Source organism: Oceanobacillus aidingensis, from assembly GCF_042654105.1.
Classification (GTDB): domain Bacteria; phylum Bacillota; class Bacilli; order Bacillales; family Amphibacillaceae; genus Oceanobacillus; species Oceanobacillus oncorhynchi.
Window position 1 is genome coordinate 14,308 of sequence record NZ_JBHSFT010000010.1, and the last position, 20,224, is coordinate 34,531.

Here is a 20,224-nt window from a genome sequence, read left to right on the forward strand (position 1 = left end):
CATTCCTCCAAAAACGTATTTAATATCTATTTCATTATCAAAATCATATTCTACTATCCTCAAAACCAATTTATCGGTTCTGGATTTATATTATGGTAAACATGCTTTGTTTCCTGATATTCTTCTAGGCCAAGTTTGCCTAATTCCCTGCCGATGCCTGACTGCTTGAAGCCTCCCCATGGAGCATGCGGAAAGTATACATTAAAATCATTAATCCATACTGTACCCATCCGCATGTTAGCAACACATCGCTCTGCTTTCGCAATATCTTTTGTCCAGACCCCGCCAGCTAATCCATAAATAGAATCATTTGCGAGACGGATAGCTTCTTCCTCATTACGAAATGTTTCTATCGTAATAACCGGACCGAACCCTTCATGCTGTACAACATTCATTTCCGTTGTACATCCAGTCAAGACGGTTGGTAAATAGAAAAAGCCATTTTGCAGTGCTGGTTCATCAGGACGAGTTCCTCCAACCGCAACCTTTGCGCCTTCTTTCACGCCATTATTTACATAGGCCATCACTTTTTCTAAATGTATTTTTGAAATTAACGGTCCCATTTGCGTATTCTTATCAAAACCACTGCCTAACCGAATCTTTCTCACACGTTCCACCAATTCCTCAACAAACGCATCGTGAATACTTTCCTCCACAATAATGCGTGTTCCTGCTGAGCATATTTGTCCTGCATGGAAGAATACCGCATTCAATGCCTGATCAACTGCGGTTTCAAAATTTGCATCAGCAAAAATAACATTGGGATTTTTTCCGCCAAGCTCTAAAGCTAACTTTTTCACATTGGAGCTGGCTGACCGCATAATACGTTTCCCTGTTTCAATCCCGCCTGTAAAAGAAATCAAGTCCACATCTTCATTGATGGCTAACTCCTCTCCAACCGTTGCTCCAGCTCCCAATACAAGATTAACCACTCCTTTTGGCACGCCTGCTTCTTCCATGAGTTCAAATACTTTAATGGTTGTTAAAGGAGTAATTTCACTCGGCTTCATAATTAATGTATTTCCTGCAACAAGCGCAGGAGCTAATTTCCAGGAAGCCTGTAATAAAGGATAGTTCCACGGAGTAATTTGTCCACATACACCGACAGGTTCTTTGACTACCTTGCTGATGGTATGCGGGACGGGTGAATCAATTATTTCACCGCCATCTTTATCTGCTGATTCTGCATAATACCGAAATACGCCGGCAATATCATCCATATCGCCTCTGCTCTCTTCCACTGTTTTTCCAGTATCGAGCGATTCTAATTCTGCTAATTCTTCCTTATCTCTTTCTATCAGTGCTGCAATATCACGAACGATATTTCCCCGTTCAGTTGCTGAAGTCGCTGACCAATCACCTTGGTCAAAAACATTTCTAGCTGCAGCAACGGCCATTTTAGCATCTTCTTCATTACCTTCTGCAACAAGCGCAATGACTTCCTGATTAAAAGGGTTAATTATTTCTCTTGTCTCTCCAGAGAGGGCAAGCACCCATTCCCCATTGATATATTGTTTGCTGGTATCCAAATGAGTTCCTCCTAACTTACGTTAACTTTGTTAAGAAAAAATTTAACGTTTTGAACAAAATTAATAATAACGAATAAAATTAATCCTGTCAAACGAACCCATTTTCTTCTTATATGTAAAAATTATATTGCTTCTGAATCCACGAATCATTTGACAAATTTATTTATTTTACTATCATTAAGTTTGTTAAGAAAAAATTTAACTTTATGGACATTGATCTGTAGGAGGTCATTATTTTGAACAATCCCCATGACGAGAGGGCAAGAGAACAAATAGAAGAGGCAAAAGATCAGGTTATTCAATCGATATCGGAAACGATGGACTTATACGGTGTAACACCAGCTGCCGGTAAAATATATGCAACGATGTATTTTGAAAATCAAATGAATTTGGATGAAATGCGGGAAGAGCTTGGTATGAGCAAGCCTAGTATGAGCACCAATGTACGCCATCTCCAGCAAATTGGAATGGTAAAAAAGAAATTCCAGCGTGGTTCCAGAAAACATACCTATACTGCGGAGAAAAATTTCTTTCATTCCTTTATGGCCTACTTCTGCCAAATGTGGGAACGGGAAGCAAATACAAATATGGAAGCTATCCATCAGGCTGAAAAACCACTTCTTGAAATTATTCATGATGAGCATGTTTCTGACAGCTTCAAAGAAGAAGCTAGACATCATTATGAATTATTAAACCAGTCCAAGGTTTATTACAACTGGCTGGATCAGTTGGTACACAGTATTCGATCCGAAGAAATTTTTGAGTTTTTACCAAAGGACACATCCCAAAAAGACTAAGAGGAGAGATACCATCTTTAACTTTCAAAAACAACCTATAAATATTCTCATTATCACAGCAATTTCGATTCTATTATTAAGTGCATGCGGCGGAAATACATCGAACGAATCCGCGGCAGAAGATGATAACCCCAACAGCCTCGATATGGGCCAAATCAGCTGGGAAGAAAATATCGCAATTACAAATATGTGGAAATTCATTCTAGAAGAAGAAGGTTATGAAGTAAACTTGCATTTATTAGATATCGGGACGCAAATGGCGGCACTTGAAAATGATGAGCTGGATATCAGTCCTGAAATATGGCTGCCTGTTCAAGATGCAGAATATGTAGCACAATATGAAGATGCTATTAATTTCTCAGAAGAAACTTGGTATGATAATGCAAAAGTTGGTTTAGTCGTACCGGCTTATATGGATTATTTGGATAGTATAGAAGATTTAAATGCGAATAAGGAAAGTTTAAATGGAGAAATAACTGGATTCGATGCCGGAGCAGGCACGATGTTAGTAGTGGAAGAAGCAATGGAAGCATACGAGCTGGATTATGAGCTCACGGCCAGCTCCGAACCCGCTATGCTGACCGCGTTACAACAGGCCATCACTAATGAAGAGGATATTGTTGTGCCGTTATGGAACCCACATCGTGTATTTTCAGAAATGGACTTAAAATATTTAGACGACCCTCAAAATATCTTTGGAGAGGCTGAAAAAATTCATCACGCAACCCGCCAAAATTTTCATGAGGATTATCCAGAAGTCGATCAATGGTTGAAAAATTGGAAAATGGATGATGAACAAATTGGTGAATTGATGAGCTACGTCAGTGAGGCTGAAAATGAAGGAAAAGAAGCGCTGGAAGGTGCTGAAAAATGGGTGAATGATAATCGAAATCTTGTGAATCAATGGCTGGAAAAATAACTCGATATGAAGCAGTCTGATGGGAATTCCAATCAGACTGCTTCATTTTATCAATGCAACTATTGATTTTAAAAGCTTAATTGATAATAAACAAAAGTAAGAGGCTTTCCTTCATAAACCGTGTCTTCCCTGTTTATTTCCTCAAACCCTTTCTTTTCCAACACTTTCTGAGAAGCTATATTCTCTGCGGTGGTTTGCGCCTTGATCCCCTTTAATCTTAATGTTTTCTCTGCCTCCACTTTGAGAAGCTCAACTGCCTTTCCTGCTATCCCTTTTCCTGTATGAGCTTCACCAACTCGATATCCTAAAAAGCCGATTTTCTGTGAAGGACAAATATCTGTTAAGTTAACCCTCCCCAAAATTTCTCCGTCCGCATCCTTGATCAGAAAAAAATAAGATTTACTATCTGCCTGTTCCTTCAGCAATTCACGTAGTCTGTCATGAAAGTAATCCTTTTGGTAAAACGCTTCTCCACGGGAAGGAACAAATTTTTCAAAGTACTTTCTATTATGTAATTCAAATGTATAAAGCTTATCCTCATCTTCTATTTGCAACGGAGCAATATGTATCATCTAACAGACACCCTCTTCTGTATCCGACGGTATATATGACCTCGATACTTTTTTCATATATTATTTCACAACAAAAGCTTTCTGTCGACAGGATTGGAAATCTGGTTATTCCTGAGTGGAAAGAAATATATTTTAAAATAACCGGGCTGATGATTTTATATACAAAAACAGTCGAAGCAGTGGCTGTATCAAGAAACAGCACTGCTCCGACTGTTTATTATTAATCAATGACCCTGTGGTTCTCATCGACTTGAAGCTTTTCCGTCTTCTCCACAGCGGCAACAAATCCATCACCATGACAAACGGTGCAAGTATACTGCCACTGCTCATCATCTCTTAATAAACCTGTTCCTTCACAAGCTTTACAAGCATGTTCCTGAGATCCCATTGCTGACTTCCTTTCTATTGTTTTTCTTTAATCCAATTAATAATTCCGCCGGCCAGCAGAATTTCAAGATGACGTTTAGTAAGGTCATGCTGCACAGCAATCGTACGTTCTGTCCCTTTCAGCTTAATATCAAAGGTGTGCTGATTTTGAATCGTTTGATGGATTTGGCGAAATTCGAGCACATCCTCCTGCCGAACCAAATCATAGTCTTCCTCATTGACAAACGTTAATGGTAAAATACCGAAATTAATCAAGTTCTGCAGATGAATACGGGCAAAGTCTTTAACAAGTACGACCTTTAATCCTAGATAACGCGGTGCGAGCGCCGCATGCTCCCGGCTCGAACCTTGTCCGTAGTTAAAACCTGCAACAACCATATGACCGCCGTCATCACGTTGTTTCATTGCCGTTTCGTAATAATCATCATCAATGATTTCAAATGCAAAGGTACTGATTTTTTGAATATTACTGCGGTATGGCAAGACGCGTGAACCGCCGGCAAGGATTTCATCTGTTGAGATGTTATCATTCATTTTCAGTAATATAGGAACATCAAAGTTATCCTCAATCGGATCAAAATCTGGGATAGTCGTGATATTTGGCCCTTTTTCTAAATCAATTTGACTATTATCCTTCGGCGGCACTTCCAGCATACCCTTTGTGGAAAAAGTAGTCGGTTCTTTTATTTTCGGATAAGACATATCCAATGTTCTTGGGTCTGTAATAACTCCCGTTAATACAGAAGCAGCAGCTGTTTCCGGACTGCATAGGAACACACTGTCTTCTCTTGTCCCGGACCGTCCTGGGAAATTTCGGGGTGTCGTCCGTAAACTATTCTTACCCGTAGCCGGAGCCTGCCCCATACCAATACAGCCGTTGCATCCTGCCTGATGCATACGGGCACCGGCTGCCAGCAGATTCGCAATATGCCCGTTTTCAACAAGCTGCTCCAGCAGTTGACGGGAAGTTGGATTAATATCCAGAGAAGTACCGTTTGCGATTTGCTTTCCCTTCACAATTTCACTGGCAATCGCAAAATCGCGGTATCCCGGGTTAGCAGAAGAACCGATGTAAGACTGATAGATGTCTTCTCCGGCAACTTCCATAACAGGCACTACATTCCCCGGACTGGACGGTTTTGCAATTAACGGTTCCAACGCAGATAAATCAATTTCTTCATGTTCATCGTAATCCGCTCCATCATCTGCTTTTAATTCAATCCATTCGTCTTCGCGCCCTTGTGTTTTTAGAAAATGTTTAATTTCTTTATCTGACGGAAATACTGTGGCGGTCGCTCCAAGCTCTGCTCCCATATTGGCAATCACATGCCGATCCATAGCAGATAATTCCTTCACACCTGGTCCATAATATTCAAGGATTTTTCCGACACCGCCTTTTACGCCATGGCGGCGCAGCATTTCTAAAATAACGTCCTTGGCGCTGACCCAATCAGGCAATTTTCCTGTTAATTCAATTCCCATAACCCGCGGCATTTTCACATAATAAGGTTCACCGGACATTGCCATCGTGACGTCAATTCCGCCCGCTCCCATAGCCAGCATGCCCATACATCCATTGGCACATGTATGACTGTCTGAACCTAATAAGGTTTTCCCGGGGCGTGCCAGCTGCTGCATATGGACAGGATGACTGACACCGTTTCCAGGCCTGCTGTAATAAATGCCGAATTTCTGTGCCGCACTCCGTAAAAATAGATGGTCATCTGCATTCCGAAAATCTTCCTGAATCAGGTTATGGTCCACGTACTGTGCCGATGCCTCTGTCTTCACTTTATCAATGCCCATCGCTTCCAATTCCAGCATCACCATGGTACCTGTCGCGTCCTGTGTCAACGTCTGGTCAATTTTTAAACCAATCTCTTCTCCGGGCTTCATCTCTCCTGACAGCAAATGATCTTGAATTAATTTTTGCGCTGCATTAAGCTGCATGTTGCTTCCTCCTTATAATATACTGTCCTGATTAGAATATGCTTATATAGTAATTATTACACGTAGCAAATGAAGTTAAACTTGATGTTCCTTCCTCAAAACCTCCGATTCATACCATCTGTGAGGCGTTAACAGGCAAACACATCCTCCTTCCCTCTCTGCATATACGATTTTTGAAGCATACCCATCCTTTATTTTGATTTCATTTTCTTTTCCATCACTGGACGAAAAAATGCCCCATAAGTAAACCCTCCCATCAGAAAACCAATTATTCCATTCCAATAAGGCTCTCCTCCAAGAAGGATACTGACCATAAACATGATGACGGAGCCCGTTAAAGCATATAAAAGTCCACTGACCCAACGGTTTTTCACGGTTCGCCGCTCCTTCCAAAGTGCTTTATACGTGTTTACCCTTGAATAAAAGCCGGAAAACGATGAATTAAGGTATATAAGAAGGCTTTTATTAGCGCTGTATCACACCTATTCCTGCATAGCAAACGTATTAAAAAAAGAGAAACATGCGTGGATAATTTAAGTACGTTAAAATTTGCGCTTACGAAACAAGCCCTCTATAATAAATGTACATTCAAATTAATCCCAAAGGGGAGTAGCATAATAGCAGCTGTCGTCATTACAGGAGAAATCCTCGGCACTGCTGGCAACCGTTTCATTTCGTTGCTTGCGAGACCTTTGTCCAAAAAATATGTGGGCAAAGGTCTCTTTTTTATTAGCTTTTGCCGCACATAAGCCAAGGAGGAAAAGAAATGTCTAAACTTACGAAGCTTCTCAAGTCTAAAATGGTAAAAGAAGGAATAAAACAAGCGCAAAAACATGCCTTGCCTGTGATCAAAAAGGAATTAACCAAAAGAAAAGGCAGTTTTAAAAAATAATGAAACAATCCATGTACAATCACTATGTAACCACCGTTTTATTTACGAAGAAACACAGACGTATAAAAATACTCGGGCATCATAGTGACTTAGAGCTCTATGGGGCGGGGAGGAGTGCCGCTGTATTCAGAATAAAAAATGAGCATAAAGTGATTAAAATTTTCTACCCGTCTTTTGAAAAAACAGCAATGGAAGAAAAGCTAAATTACGAAAAGCTACATGGCAGTCCTTACTACCCAACGATATATGAAGCAGGAAGTAACTATTTAGTAATGGATTTTATTGAGGGCAAAACATTTTTTGAATGTCTGGCAGAAGGTATTCCGCTGACATCTCAACATATCAAGGATGTGGATAATGGATTAAATGCTGCGAGAGAGGCGGGATTAAATCCTTCAGATATTCATCTGCATAACCTTATCCTGACCAAAGAAGGCGCTGTGCGTCTGATTGATACAGCCCGTTTTTCTCAGGAGAAAAAATGTACGCAATGGGAAGATTTAAAATGGGCTTATGCACGATATTATCAGCGTACGAATTTCCCAAAAAAGATTCCAAGATGGGTCATGTATGCCGTATCAAAGCTTTACCGATTCTATCAGTATCTTCCTGTCAGAAAGGAAAAAAATTAGATGCGAGTTCTTTCCCTTTTTAATCACTAAATTTTAATAAAAAATACACAAACCAATTCAAATTGGTCTGTGTATTTTTTATAATTGCTTCCAAACTGACTGATATACTTGTTTCAATGGAATTCCATGTTCTTCAGCTATCGCTTTACAGTCTGCATACTCTGGTGAGCTTTGAAAGACCTCTCCATTCGAGATCCCCTGTTTCACTGTTACTGGCCCCCATGCTGTATCCACTTGAATAAACTTTCTTTCCATGCGGTGGACAGTTAGCGGATAATAACGGATGCCTAGCGTCGTAGTTTCCTGCAACAGGATTTCCTTCATTTCAGGAAGTGCTTGATTGGAACAGAGCAATTGCAGTAATACCCCCGGCCGATTTTTTTTCATATAAATGGGGGTGTAAAATACATCATTTGCCCCAGCTTCAAATAAGCGGTCCATTACAAATCCAAGCCATTCCCCTGAAATATCATCCAAATTGACTTCCACTTTTATCATATTATCATCAATATGTTCCTGATTCGGAGGATGTTTTGGTGCCATCTAGACAACTCCCTTCTTATTGCGAAATGCTACTCCTCTTTTCCTTGAGCCAGCCGGTCAATCAATACGGCATTATATGCACCGCCGAAGCCATTATCAATATTGACCACGCTGATTCCGCTCGCACAGGAGTTCAGCATTGTCAGTAATGCCGACAGGCCTTGGAAGTTCGCACCATAGCCTACACTTGTCGGCACCGCAATGACTGGATGCGAAACAAGACCGCCGACCACACTTGGGAGCGCCCCTTCCATTCCTGCGATGACGACCGAAACCGTTGCGTCCTGAATCGCTGGAGCCTGATCTAATAACCGGTGAATTCCAGCAACTCCGACATCATAAAATCGGCGTACATTACTGCCCAATGCTTCAGCAGTAACGGCTGCTTCTTCAGCGATCCGCAAGTCAGAGGTTCCGGCACAGAGAATAGCGATATATCCTTCTTTTTTTTCTCTTTTCTCTTCTACCTTTAAGGATAGGATTTGTGCCATATCATGGTACGTCAATTCAGGATGAACCCCTAAAATTTTATCTGCCTTATCCGGTGAAATCCTAGTAATTAAAATATCATTCTGCTTCGCTTTGATTGCTTGCAGGATAGCTATGATTTGCTCCACGGTTTTTCCTTCTCCGTAAATCACTTCCGGAAAACCCTGCCGTTGTTTCCTGTGATGATCTACTTTGGCAAAACCTAAATCTTCATAAGTCGCTAGCTTCTTTTTCGCGTCCTCTATGCTTAATGTTCCATTTTGGACTTCCTTTAAAATTTCTTCCATTTACTTGTCCTACTCTCCAAACTTTTTCAATGTTTATGCCTCTTCGCCAATGATAACCCGGAGTACATTGGGGTGATTCGGAAATGTTTTCGTACCGGCACCATATCCCACTTTCACCACTTTCATAGACGGCATATCACAAAACTCCTCCGCTAACACCGCAGCAAAAGCAGCCCCAGTCGGCGTTGTCAATTCTGCTTTCAAGTCACTTTGCGCAATCGGTACTCCACGCAAAATCTCCAGCGTAGCCGGTGCCGGGACAGGATACACGCCATGATCAATATGAATTTTTCCGGATCCTGTTGGAACAGCTGCTGACTTGATTTCATCAATCTCAAGCTCTTCCAATAAAATCGCTGTCCCTACAATATCAATAATCGAATCAACAGCGCCTACTTCATGAAAATGGACATCCTCCAGCGGCACACCGTGAATATGCCCTTCTGCTTCACCAATTTTTTTAAAGATCCTCAACGCCATATCTTTCACGTCTTCTGATAAATCTGCTTCTTGAATCATATTTACAATATCACGATAGGAACGATGATGATGGCTATGATCGTGATGGTGATGATGTCCCTCATCGTGACTGTGACCATGATGGTGCTCATGATGATGGTCGTGGCTATGCCCGTGATGATGCTCATGAACATGCTTATGGCTATGCCCGTGCTCATGGTCGTCCTGTTCAGAATGATCATGGCGGGAATGTCCATGCTCCTCATTCTTCAGCACAACATCAAATTTTGTGCTTGTAATCCCATTCTTCACTACTTTATAAACATTTAATTCGTATTCATCCACTAAAGGAAGCTTCTGCAACTCGTTTTGCAAATGAGAAAAACTCCCTCCCACGTCAAGCAGCGCTCCTATTGTCATATCACCGCTTATTCCTGAAAAACAATCCAAATATAACATCTTCATGAAAATTACTCCTTTGTTTATCTTCTTTATACTCTTTTCACGCGAAAAAGCAGTTTTTTCAACTGCTTTCCCGTAAAAGATCATGTTTAAATTTATCCGGAGAATCATCCGTAAAACTCCATCTCTAAATAGAGAGTAAAAATAAATTTATTCAGAGAGGAGATAGCGGGTGCTAACTCCCCCCCCCTGAGGCACTCAGGCTAATTCCGGGGGAGAAAGGAAACAACTCCCACGGAATGAAGTTGTGTTTTAAGCATTGGCAGCGATTTGCTGTTTTGACGAAGCTGCTGGCAATACTTCATTCATGCTGCCTGTACGGTAACCGCGTAAGTCTATCGATACATAGTCAAAACCAAGAGATACCAGTTTATGTTGAACCTCTGTACGTTTTTCCAGTAATTCCACCATTTTATCAGCTGCTACTTCGATACGCGCCACATTATCATGATAACGTACACGCACTTCTTCAAAACCGGCACGTTTTAAATAAAGCTCCGCCTGATTAACCTGATTTACTTTTTGTTTGTCCAGTTTTGTACCATACGGAAATCTGGATGCTAAGCTGCAGGAAGCTAATTTATTCCATACTGGAAGCTCCAATTCCTTCGCAAGCTCGCGGACTTCCGGTTTATATAGATTTGCTTCCTGAAGGACACTGCGGATGCCTTCTTCCGTTCTTGCCTTTAGCCCCGGGCGGAAATCTGCTTCATCATCCATAATCATTCCGTCTAACACATACGGATAATCCCATTCCTCCGCCAGCTGATTCAGGCGGGTGTAAAGCAATTTTTTACTGTAATACCAGCTGTCTGGGTTATTCGCTGTAATTTGAGGCTGGTTCAATTCTTTTATTTCTGTTTGGTGCACCTTCACACCCAGATCCTCTGCTAATTGAACCGCAGCCTGAAATTCGGATTCACGGAATAATTCTGATGCAACAACAACTGCCAGCACGTTATCTCCTAACTCCTGCTGCGCTCTTTTCAAAACAACTGTACTGTCTACACCGCCTGAAAATGCCACCATGACACGTCCCATTTCCTTCAGTGTTTTCCCTAAATAACGATTTTTCTCATTGATTTCCATCATTTTATTCACCTCATTTCCCCTGACTGAAGGGGGGGATTTTACTAACAAAAGGATATAAAAAACTTTCCCATTTATTGACTAAATACATTTCATTCTATTACCAGTATACTACGCTCAGCTCAGGATTTCACTTTTTCTTCAACATAAGGTATCGTCAATGGCCCTAAAGGCATCACAGCAACGGTCATCGATTCCCCATACTTTTCCTTTAACTCTTCTAACGTCTGTTCTATATCATGAGTCGGCTTTAACATGGCATTGGTTACTTGTTCGTCCGTCAGCTTGGAATAAACATAAACATCCGCCCAGACCTGAATGACAGCCTGTTTCTGAACCTGCCACTGATCAAACATTTTAAATTCCGGATTATTAATCATATCCAGCAGATCCTGCGGGCTCTTTGCCATATCAAAAATTTTCGCATAGTTTCCATGGTCAGGTAAGCCATCTGAACACTCGGATGCTACAATAATCGAACCGCCCTCTTTGACAATTTTATGGGCAGCGCTCATCCCTTTTACGGCCTGATATAAATTTTGGTCCAGCGGATAGCCGGAATTAGATGTAATCACGACATCAAACCGCTCTTCACAATGGAACATCGCGTGCTCTTTTGCATACGCACATCCTTCATCATGTGCCTGATAAAGCTCGCCAGCAAACACATTCGTAATTTCTTTCTCCCGATTTAATGTAACATTTAACATAAATTCGGGCTTACACATCCCGTTAATTTCACGGGTCATATCCTGAACCGGATTATTCTCCATATTCCCCCACGTGGAGAGCGGATCTCCAATCATCCGCGCATTATGGAAGGTCATAATCGTTTCAATCCCCGCTATTCCGGGCATGATTCCTTTTGGACCTCCAGAAAAGCCTGCGAAAAAATGCGGCTCTATAAAACCGGTTACAATTCTAAAATCAGATTCTACATAATCTTTATTCAGGTAGACATCGCAGCCAAATTTACTTTTCCCGAGATTAACAAGTGTATCCTTTTCATGACAGTGATTGTTTACAATTCGAATATTGTCTACAACCCAGCTTCCTAACATTTGAACAAATTCTTCCCTTGTCTGGTCGCGGTGTGTTCCAGTTCCATTAATAATAACAAAATTCTCTAAAGGAACATGGCTTAACTCCTCAATTAATACCGGAACCAGGATATGATTTGGTGTCGGTCTGGTAATATCACTAATGACAATCGATACCGTATCGGTAGCCTTGACAGATTCTTTCAAGGGCGCGCTGCCAATCGGATTTCGCAAAGCCTGACGGACTGCTTCCTTTTCATCTTCCATCTTTGGCAGATTGGTCGGTTCAATAAGTAAAGCGTTTTCTGGCAAATCTAAAGAAATTCCATTCTTTCCATATAGTAAATCCGTCCTCATATTCAAAAACCTCATTTCATTTAATAGCTTATATCCTGTACTTTTTTAGGTTTAAACGACATTTGCAGCAAACCGTTACTGCTGAAAAGCATTTATTTGTAAAATAACATATCATTCTATCATCAGAATAACATGATTTGTCGAATAAAACCTGCTTCTTATAACCTATCAGTCATTAACCGCATATTTCGTTTCCTGTTTATCCTCTTTTAACCCCAAATCTTCTTTTGTACCATCGATTCCTTTTTTCCGCTGATACTTGTCTATTAAAATAACACCTAAAGGACAAAGCAGCGAAGTCGTGATGGTGGATATGGAAATCTGAGCGGTCGCCATCGGAACAATACTCTGAATCGCTTCAAATTCTGCTTGTGTCATGGCTCCTGCACCAACGGCTACTGACGCTGCTGCGGCTACTGCGGCAGGTGTTGCGGCGGCGTTTCCTGCTGTGGAAGCCTCTGAGATAGGAGCAATAAAGCTTTTTTCTCTAAATAATTTAAATACAAGAATACCTGCCCCAGCTGAACAGAAAAAGGTAAGAAAAGCAAGTGTTAATCCGCCTGTAAGTACAGAGGGATTGAAGAAGTTCGCCAAATCCATGCCAGCTCCCAGAGCAAAGGCGAAAAATGGAATCGTAACCGCTTCTCCCGGCTTTAAAAACTCTCGTATTTTTGGATCCAGGTTTCCTAAAATCATTCCAATCCCGATTGGCAAAAGAACTGCAATAAATGAAATCATCGGAAATGCTGTACCTAATACCCCAAGTGCAGCTAATGTCAAAAATGGCCCGTCATTGATAGCCAGAATAGAGAGACCGCCCACATCGGATCTATTTCCAAATTTTCCTGTCAATGCAGCATACATCCCGCTATTGCTGTTTGTCATACCAGCAATTAATGCAAGGGTGGATAATCCAAATAGTCCGCTCATCGGGTCAAAGAAGAATCCAAAAGTCATCCCGACGGCTAAGCCGGCTCCATACTTCGAACCTGTAATTAAAATCCCTTTCTTTAATGCTTTTCCGCCGACTTTCAAATTCATCTGGCTTCCCACACAGAATAAGAATAAAGCAATCAATACAAGGGCACTATCCTTAAATAATTCTTGTGAAAATCCGCCAATTCTTAAAAATTCATAGTAGCCTTCCTCTGTTTGCGGTGCTCCGAGAAATTCAAGAACTCTCATCACTGCCGGTATATGCATTTGGTCAATCGTGTTTAAAGAAGCTCCTAATAGAAGTGGAACTACCATTAACCCTCCAGGTACTTTTTCAATTGTATCCTTAATTCTCATAAATCGCTCCCCCTTTGATGTGATTAAAAGCGTAAAAATAAGAACGAACCACCTGTTCAGCACTTAATTCCAATAGGATAGATGCATTTCGCATAGACTCTTCTAACGTCATTGGTTTATTGACAATACTGTGGATACTGACAACGCCAAAATCATGGAGCACTGCCGTATCATCACCTGCCGATCCTGCTAAAATAATCGTTGGAACTCCTTGCCTTTGCGCTGTTTGCGCTACTCCCAGCGGCGTTTTACCAGAAGCAGTCTGCCCGTCTACTTTTCCCTCGCCGGTAATGACTAAATCTGTTCCTGTTAAAAATTGGTTGATGTTACTATACTCCAGGACAACATCAATTCCTCTTTCCAGTTCACATGGAAAGAAGGCCTGAAAAGCTCCTCCGATGCCGCCTGCAGCTCCTGCACCCGGCATATCATGCAGCTTGATACCTGTAACCTTTGCAACCTGATCCGCAAAATGTGCGAGATTTTGATCCAGCCGCTCTATCATTTCCGATGTTGCACCTTTTTGCGGGCCAAAAATATGAGATGCCCCATTTAATCCAATCAACGGATTCTCTACATCAGAGGCGATTAAAAATTGACAATCTTTAATTCTGGGATCAAATGAATCGATTTCTATGGAAGCAATTTTACCTAATGCGTCTCCTCCATAACCGATTTCATTTCCTTCTGCATCTAAAATCCTTAGCCCCAGCGCCTGCAGCATGCCGGCACCTCCGTCATTCGTAGCGGAGCCTCCTAATCCCACAACAAAAGAAGTAAAACCATCATCCAGAGCCTGTTTAATCAGCTGCCCTGTCCCATAGGTTGTTGCTGCCAATGGGGAAAGTTCTTCTTCAGATAGTAAAGTGAGTCCTGAGGCTGCTGCCATTTCAATGACACATGTTTTCTTATCTCCTAAAATTCCATATCCAGCTTCGACCTTATTCCCCAATGGATCTGTGACAATGACATGCTTCATCTCTCCTTCTGTAGCAGTAACAAGTGTTTCTAATGTTCCTTCGCCTCCATCAGCAACAGGGATCAAGACGGTTTCTGCGTCTGGAAAAGCTTTTTTGATTCCTTTATCTATGGCATTAGCTGCTTCGACTGCACTTAAACTTCCTTTAAATGAGTCTGGAGCAACGATAATCTTCATTCCATCACATCCTTTAGTAAGCGTTTTCTTTTTTATCTGTAGTTTAAATTATACGAATATTGACTTATATTGTATATGGCTATATCATACAAAAATAAGAGGAATATATAGTTTAATATTGTAGGGTATAAACAAAGGAGCTTGAATTATGGATATGTTGACAAAAGAAATTGCGAATGCCATCGTCAGAGAAACCTCCCTCCGTTTAAATCGAAACGTAAATATTATGGATATGAACGGAGAGATTATTGCCGCTCTGGATGAAACTAGACTGCATACTGTTCATGAAGGGGCTGTAGAAGTGCTGAGCAGCGGAGAAACACTCTCTATTTATCCTGAACAAGGGGATTCCTGGCAAGGCTCGGAGCCTGGAATCAATTTACCTATCGTCTTTCAGGACACTATCATCGGGGTGATTGGGGTTACCGGCAATCCGGATGAGATGGAGGATATCGGGGAGCTGGTGAAAATGACTACAGAGCTGATGATTGACCAGGAATTTATTACTTCACAGCTGGAATGGAAACAGCGTACAAAAGAGATGGTTATTGACCAGCTGTTAAAAAGCAATGCCTCTTATAAAACGATCCAGCAAGGGCTTGATATGCTGAAAATAGAATTAACGCCTCCATTCATGGCATTCGTCATTCAAATAGATACGCTCACTATCCAAAAACAAGAATTGATTCAAAAAATAGAGCGGTTATTTGGTAAGCGTCCTGCTATTGCCGGATTTATAAACCTTAATCAGCTGTTTATTGCCGTGTCTGAAATGGAAGAGACCGAAGCCGTGCGAAAAGTAGAAGCGCTGCAAGCACTATTTCATAAGCTGGGTATTACCTTCAGAATAGCCAATAGTCTGGCTTTTCATGAACTGAAACATTTTTATCAGGCTTATTCCGATTGCGAGCTCGCTTTAAAAATCAGTGCACCGGAAATCGAAGTAATTTCATTCAGCCAGATTGAAGTACGGGCATTGCTTTATCAGCTTGACCAGACGCTGAGAGAAAGGTTCTCCAGGCGAATTCTGAACGGTTTAGATGAAACGCAGGCAATGACATTAAAAGCATTTTTTGCACATGATTTAAATATCCAAAAAACAGCTGATGCCCTATTTTTACATCGGAATACATTGCTTTACCGGTTAAATAATATCACAAGGGAAACAGGATATAATCCGAAAATTTTCAATGATTCTCTTATTTTGCAGGTGGCCTTATGGATTCAGGAACAAAATAAATAAGGCAAGGGAAGTTTGATACACTGCTTATCAAACTCCCTTGCCTTTCAATCCATTCTCTACTCTTCGCTTTCCACATCCGTGTGCCGGTATCCGCTGATCTCATTTTCACGATTCACATATACAATGATGGATGCCGGCTGTTCCGAAAACTCCACATCATATACAAACGAATAATTTCCAGCAGAAGGACCATAATAGTCTTTTTCATGATTCAACTCAAAACGAACCCATTCTCCATACTCCCGCTCAACATTATTACGCCACCTTTCCAAATCTTCAGGAGAGGCCTCTGCTTCAGCATCATCTAAGAGATCTGCCGCCTCTTCATAATCTTCAGCAGCAATAAATGTTAAAAAATCCTCGGCTGTCTGATGCGCTTCTTCCGGATAGATGTAATTCTCTTCTTCATCATAGCTGCGGGAATAATAACCTGTAATTGCATTGTCCTCATTTACATAGATATTAAAAAGAACCAGCTGTTCCCCAAACGTTGCAGCATAAATAAGAGAAGAATCTCTGGAAAACGTCTGTTCATCATAAAGATGAATATCTGCGAATTCCCCATTCGTTTCCTCCAGCCGGCTCCAATCAGACGCAATATCTGCCGGTGCTATATCTGATTCCATATCATCTTCCACTAAGTCAGCCGCTTCTTCAAAGGCACCCTCCCTCGCAAATTCTAAAAATCCTTCCGCAACGTCATGGGTCTTTTCTGAAAACTGTAATTCTGGATCAATGTTTGTCCGAAAATTAAATACTTCATTATTTCTGTTAATACCGATATAAAAGAGCGCCTTACGCGCACCAAATTTGCCTTCATAAACAAAATTAAAGATGGACGAATATGTATCTTCCTCTTCCTCCATTAAATCAATACTACTTAATCCACCATAAATTTCAGCTGTTGGAACAAATAAATCTTCAAAATCTTTTGATGTCCATTCACTGATAGAATTATCACTCAGAGAGGATGCCGCTTCTTCAAATTCTTCCTCGCTTAAAAAGGATAAAAATTCTTCTGCTGTTTGCATCGCTTCATCTCTGGCTTCCTCTCTAGTCTCTCCTTCTGATTCAGAATCAGTTTCCCCGCATGCAGAGAGTATCAAACCAAGTAAACTGACTGTTAATAGAATGGTTAACTGTTTGAACTTCAAATTTTATGCTCCTTTACCCTGATTATTTCCTTGCCGGTTAGCAGCGGATTCCTCCCTGCACAACGATGTTTTTCAAAATCGACTTATTATGTATCTATTAAACTCCATTTGCGAAAATACGCTTAATCTTTTCATATCGTACCATATGCCAGGGAAGCTTGCTAGTACTCTAATAGATGAGAAAGTTTCTATCAGAATTTCACTTTCATATCCCTTCAAACAAGGTTCATCGTGTCATCTTTTCAACTGCATTGGAAATGCTGCTTCGTATTAATCTTTTTTAACAACAATGAGGAAGAAACTACAGCCTTAAAGAAAGGTTATTATCGAAAATTTTCACCTGCTATGAAGTGAGAAAACAACAAAAAATAGCAATACCAAAGACGTTTTACCCAATGGCAGTGCCATTTTTGGTGTATATTTTTTACAGCGTGCATATCATCGGATATTTCCAATTGTTCTTTCTGTCATTACTTTATGACTCCCCCGCTTAATTCCTGTCATAATCTCTAAAAACACATGAATGCATAGCCTGTAAAATGACTCAGCCTGATAGCTCCCATTCTCCAGTTAGATCACTAATTCATCACCATTTTACAATTCATTCACTATCCTTTCGTTCAACCTCTTTACATCTGCCCCGTATCAGATATAATGTCCTTTGTATCAAAATGCACCAACATAGAAGGAGTTTCGAAAAATGCATGATTCAAACACCAAAATATGGTCATTATCCTTTATCTTTATCGTGGTTTCCAACGGTTTAGTTTTTATGATTTTCGAGATGCTGCTTCCCACGCTTCCTCTCTTTATTACTGCAATTGGAGGCGGCGCCAGCCAAGTCGGCATCGTCACAGGAATATTTATGTTATCTGCTATTCTGACTCGTCCTTTTGCTGGTCTTCTAGCAAGTAAAATGGACAAAAAATTCCTCTTAATCCTAGGTATTTTAATTAATGCCTTGGCGACTGGAGCCTATTATCTTTCAAGTGATATCACTACGCTATTGATTATTCGGCTTTTTCATGGAGCAGGGTTTGGGTTGATTACGACATATTTCGCTACATTAGCAGCCGAAATCATTCCTAAAAAGCGGCTCGGAGAAGGAATTGGATATTTTGGTCTGGGTGAAACGATTGCTATTTCTGTCGGTCCCATGATAGGTATCTTAACGCTGGAATTATATGACTTTCAGCGCTTATTCTTAGGCGGAATGGCAGTATTGATACTGGCTGTAATCATGGCCATATTGATTAAACGCGCACCAAATGGAAGAGAATTAGATAGAACAGCCAGTGTAAAGACAAAAATTCTTGAAAAGAAAGTTCTCTTCCCTGCCCTTCTGATTTTATTAGTCGGAACGGCAGCAGGAGGAATCATGTCATTCTTTTCTTTATATGCCTTGGAAAAGGATTTTTCTCATGTAGGATTGTTTTTCTTCGTTATAGCGGCAGCCAGCTTTGCAGTACGATTGGTTTCTGGCAGGCTGTTTGACTTGCACGGACCAGCCGTCATCTTGATTCCAGGTTCTATCTTTGCAATCATTGGATTAGGTCTTTTATATATTGCCAATACAGACACGGTCTTTTTTACAGCAGCAATATTTTACGGTCTAGGTTTCGGAGCATTGCTTCCTGCTATACAAACCTGGTGTATCAACCTAGTCGATAAACAGGAGCATGAAGATGCCATGGCCTCTTTCTTCAATTTTTTCGATATTGGGATAGGCGGCGGCTCATTGGTACTGGGATTAATAGCAGAAGCAGCGTCTTATCAGACTATCTATATTGTATCTGCCTTCGTATACGTCTTATTTTTCATTATGTATGTAGTTTATTTACTTATAAAAAAAACGTTCAAAAGAATTAGTTTAAGTGGAATATCAAGGGTTTAATACCCTTGATATGATTAATTGAAAAAGCAGCCATGCACTTACTTTTTTCTGCTGCTGCACATGCCAGGAAGTATTTTTAGATTCCCGCTTTGATTCTCAGAAAACCGCTTATACCCCGGTTTCTCGATTTCATAGATGGCAATTTTGCCTTCTTTATTAAAATGAAAACTTCTTCAGTAAAGCAGAAGCTCATAAAGTTAATTACTTTCTATAAAGGGAGATTCCTCTAAACCCGTCCACTGAAGACTTTTAATATATAAATCTTTTTGGCGTTCTTCATTATACGAAACAGGGGAAGTCTGTTCTATTTTATTATCTTTAAAAAACTTCCCTGTAACATCTTTCACTTCATTGGATGAAGCCAAATAAGCAGGCAAAGTGGCACCTTGCTCTGGATTTTTTGAAAATAACTTCATAACTGGTCTTAAAAACTTCGGTGCCATTCGGGTTGCCTGAGGGGTATAAATAAATCCTGGGTGCAGTGCATTGACGGTCACACCGCTGTTTGACAAGCGCTCACTCAGATAATACGTCATCATCAGAACAGCGGTTTTTGCAGTTTTATATGCCTGCATTCCCGAATAATCAGAAGCAGTTTGATTTACTGCATTATCCGGCTCAAACTCTTTGTCTTCCATGACAGATGCGATATTAACCACTCTTCCTGAACCGGAAGCCTTCAATTGATCAAGCAGCAGATGAGTTAATAAAAACGGTGCTAAATAATTAACCGCAAAAGTCATTTCAAAGCCGTCGTTATTGACTTGATACTGACCGAATACACCGCCGGCATTGTTTATGAGAACATCTAATTTGGAATAGCGCTTCTGAACCTGCTCTGCCAGCTTTCTAATCTCCGTGTGAGGACAAATCAGCGATCAGTAAATCTATATCCTTATTATCAGCAGCAGCTAATAATTCTTGACGTGCTTCTTCCCCTTTTCGCTTATTTCTGCATACTAAGACGATACGACAGCCTTGTCTGGCTAAAATAGCAGCTGTTGCGAATCCAATTCCTGAATTAGCTCCAGTTATCAAAACCGTTCTCCCTTCCATTCATCTCGTCCTCCTAATATTTAA

The 20,224-nt window shown here is 40.7% G+C and carries 19 protein-coding genes and 1 pseudogene; 6 read left to right on the forward strand and 14 right to left on the reverse strand.

Annotated features, from left to right (window positions below; genetic code table 11):
• Positions 1–59 precede the first annotated feature (59 nt).
• Entirely contained in the window at positions 60–1,529 is a 1,470-nt protein-coding gene (gene betB / locus ACFO3P_RS06735) for a betaine-aldehyde dehydrogenase (protein WP_042532484.1), read from the reverse strand.
• Between the two features lie 236 nt (positions 1,530–1,765).
• Between betB and cudC the strand changes: the two genes are divergently transcribed.
• The gene (gene cudC, locus ACFO3P_RS06740; RefSeq protein WP_042532482.1) at positions 1,766–2,326 is read left to right on the forward strand and encodes a choline uptake/conversion transcriptional regulator CudC; all 561 of its coding nucleotides are present in this window, start codon (positions 1,766–1,768) and stop codon (positions 2,324–2,326) included.
• Positions 2,289–3,245, forward strand: a complete 957-nt coding sequence (locus ACFO3P_RS06745; RefSeq protein WP_226895164.1) for a glycine betaine ABC transporter substrate-binding protein — start codon at positions 2,289–2,291, stop codon at positions 3,243–3,245. Before cudC ends, ACFO3P_RS06745 begins: the two co-directional genes overlap by 38 nt.
• 68 nt (positions 3,246–3,313) lie before the next feature.
• On the opposite strand, the gene ACFO3P_RS06750 is transcribed toward ACFO3P_RS06745, so the two are convergent.
• The 4 genes from ACFO3P_RS06750 to ACFO3P_RS06765 form a co-directional block, all read right to left on the reverse strand.
• The gene (locus ACFO3P_RS06750; protein ID WP_193065063.1) at positions 3,314–3,817 is read right to left on the reverse strand and encodes a GNAT family N-acetyltransferase; all 504 of its coding nucleotides are present in this window, start codon (positions 3,815–3,817) and stop codon (positions 3,314–3,316) included.
• A gap of 220 nt (positions 3,818–4,037) precedes the next feature.
• Complete coding sequence (locus ACFO3P_RS06755; protein ID WP_175297038.1) at positions 4,038–4,205, reverse strand: hypothetical protein; 168 nt, start codon at positions 4,203–4,205, stop codon at positions 4,038–4,040.
• Positions 4,206–4,219: 14 nt separating this feature from the next.
• Entirely contained in the window at positions 4,220–6,154 is a 1,935-nt protein-coding gene (locus ACFO3P_RS06760) for an aconitate hydratase (protein WP_193065064.1), read from the reverse strand.
• A 191-nt stretch (positions 6,155–6,345) separates the two neighbouring features.
• Positions 6,346–6,528, reverse strand: a complete 183-nt coding sequence (locus ACFO3P_RS06765; RefSeq protein WP_042532476.1) for a hypothetical protein — start codon at positions 6,526–6,528, stop codon at positions 6,346–6,348.
• Positions 6,529–6,920: 392 nt separating this feature from the next.
• Here ACFO3P_RS06765 and ACFO3P_RS06770 point away from each other — a divergent pair, with 392 nt between their 5' ends.
• Positions 6,921–7,046, forward strand: coding sequence for a hypothetical protein (locus ACFO3P_RS06770; protein WP_256705811.1), 126 nt, complete (start codon positions 6,921–6,923; stop codon positions 7,044–7,046).
• Complete coding sequence (locus tag ACFO3P_RS06775) at positions 7,046–7,678, forward strand: protein kinase family protein (RefSeq protein WP_193065065.1); 633 nt, start codon at positions 7,046–7,048, stop codon at positions 7,676–7,678. The genes ACFO3P_RS06770 and ACFO3P_RS06775 overlap by 1 nt, the downstream gene beginning before the upstream one ends.
• Before the next feature lie 78 nt (positions 7,679–7,756).
• On the opposite strand, the gene larC2 is transcribed toward ACFO3P_RS06775, so the two are convergent.
• The 7 genes from larC2 to ACFO3P_RS06810 form a co-directional block, all read right to left on the reverse strand.
• On the reverse strand, positions 7,757–8,221 hold the full coding sequence (gene larC2 / locus ACFO3P_RS06780) for a nickel pincer cofactor biosynthesis protein LarC2 (RefSeq protein WP_042532469.1): 465 nt from the start codon (positions 8,219–8,221) through the stop codon (positions 7,757–7,759).
• A gap of 29 nt (positions 8,222–8,250) precedes the next feature.
• On the reverse strand, positions 8,251–8,997 hold the full coding sequence (gene larB, locus ACFO3P_RS06785) for a nickel pincer cofactor biosynthesis protein LarB (protein ID WP_042532467.1): 747 nt from the start codon (positions 8,995–8,997) through the stop codon (positions 8,251–8,253).
• Between the two features lie 33 nt (positions 8,998–9,030).
• Positions 9,031–9,921 carry a nickel pincer cofactor biosynthesis protein LarC gene (larC, locus tag ACFO3P_RS06790; protein WP_193065066.1) on the reverse strand — a complete coding sequence of 297 codons (891 nt, stop codon included), beginning with the start codon at positions 9,919–9,921 and terminating at the stop codon, positions 9,031–9,033.
• Positions 9,922–10,170: 249 nt separating this feature from the next.
• Positions 10,171–11,010: an ATP-dependent sacrificial sulfur transferase LarE gene (larE, locus tag ACFO3P_RS06795; protein WP_042532465.1), complete on the reverse strand. Its 840-nt coding sequence runs from the start codon at positions 11,008–11,010 to the stop codon at positions 10,171–10,173.
• Positions 11,011–11,129: 119 nt separating this feature from the next.
• Positions 11,130–12,404: a nickel-dependent lactate racemase gene (gene larA / locus ACFO3P_RS06800; RefSeq protein WP_193065067.1), complete on the reverse strand. Its 1,275-nt coding sequence runs from the start codon at positions 12,402–12,404 to the stop codon at positions 11,130–11,132.
• 168 nt (positions 12,405–12,572) lie between these two features.
• Positions 12,573–13,697: a 2-keto-3-deoxygluconate permease gene (locus ACFO3P_RS06805; RefSeq protein ID WP_193065068.1), complete on the reverse strand. Its 1,125-nt coding sequence runs from the start codon at positions 13,695–13,697 to the stop codon at positions 12,573–12,575.
• Complete coding sequence (locus ACFO3P_RS06810; protein WP_193065069.1) at positions 13,687–14,853, reverse strand: glycerate kinase; 1,167 nt, start codon at positions 14,851–14,853, stop codon at positions 13,687–13,689. The genes ACFO3P_RS06805 and ACFO3P_RS06810 overlap by 11 nt, the downstream gene beginning before the upstream one ends.
• Before the next feature lie 148 nt (positions 14,854–15,001).
• On the opposite strand from ACFO3P_RS06810, the gene ACFO3P_RS06815 reads away from it, so the two are divergent.
• Positions 15,002–16,096, forward strand: coding sequence for a CdaR family transcriptional regulator (locus ACFO3P_RS06815; protein WP_042532457.1), 1,095 nt, complete (start codon positions 15,002–15,004; stop codon positions 16,094–16,096).
• Between the two features lie 56 nt (positions 16,097–16,152).
• Here the strand turns inward: ACFO3P_RS06815 and ACFO3P_RS06820 are convergent, their stop codons facing one another.
• Positions 16,153–17,250 (reverse strand): DUF3887 domain-containing protein, encoded by a 1,098-nt coding sequence (locus ACFO3P_RS06820; RefSeq protein ID WP_042532455.1) that lies wholly within the window; start codon positions 17,248–17,250, stop codon positions 16,153–16,155.
• Positions 17,251–17,950: 700 nt separating this feature from the next.
• On the opposite strand from ACFO3P_RS06820, the gene ACFO3P_RS06825 reads away from it, so the two are divergent.
• Positions 17,951–19,144 (forward strand): MFS transporter, encoded by a 1,194-nt coding sequence (locus tag ACFO3P_RS06825; RefSeq protein WP_193065070.1) that lies wholly within the window; start codon positions 17,951–17,953, stop codon positions 19,142–19,144.
• A 197-nt stretch (positions 19,145–19,341) separates the two neighbouring features.
• Here ACFO3P_RS06825 and ACFO3P_RS06830 read toward each other — a convergent pair.
• Positions 19,342–20,176 (reverse strand): annotated as a pseudogene (locus ACFO3P_RS06830) (SDR family oxidoreductase); the annotation flags it as partial.
• Positions 20,177–20,224: the final 48 nt, after the last annotated feature.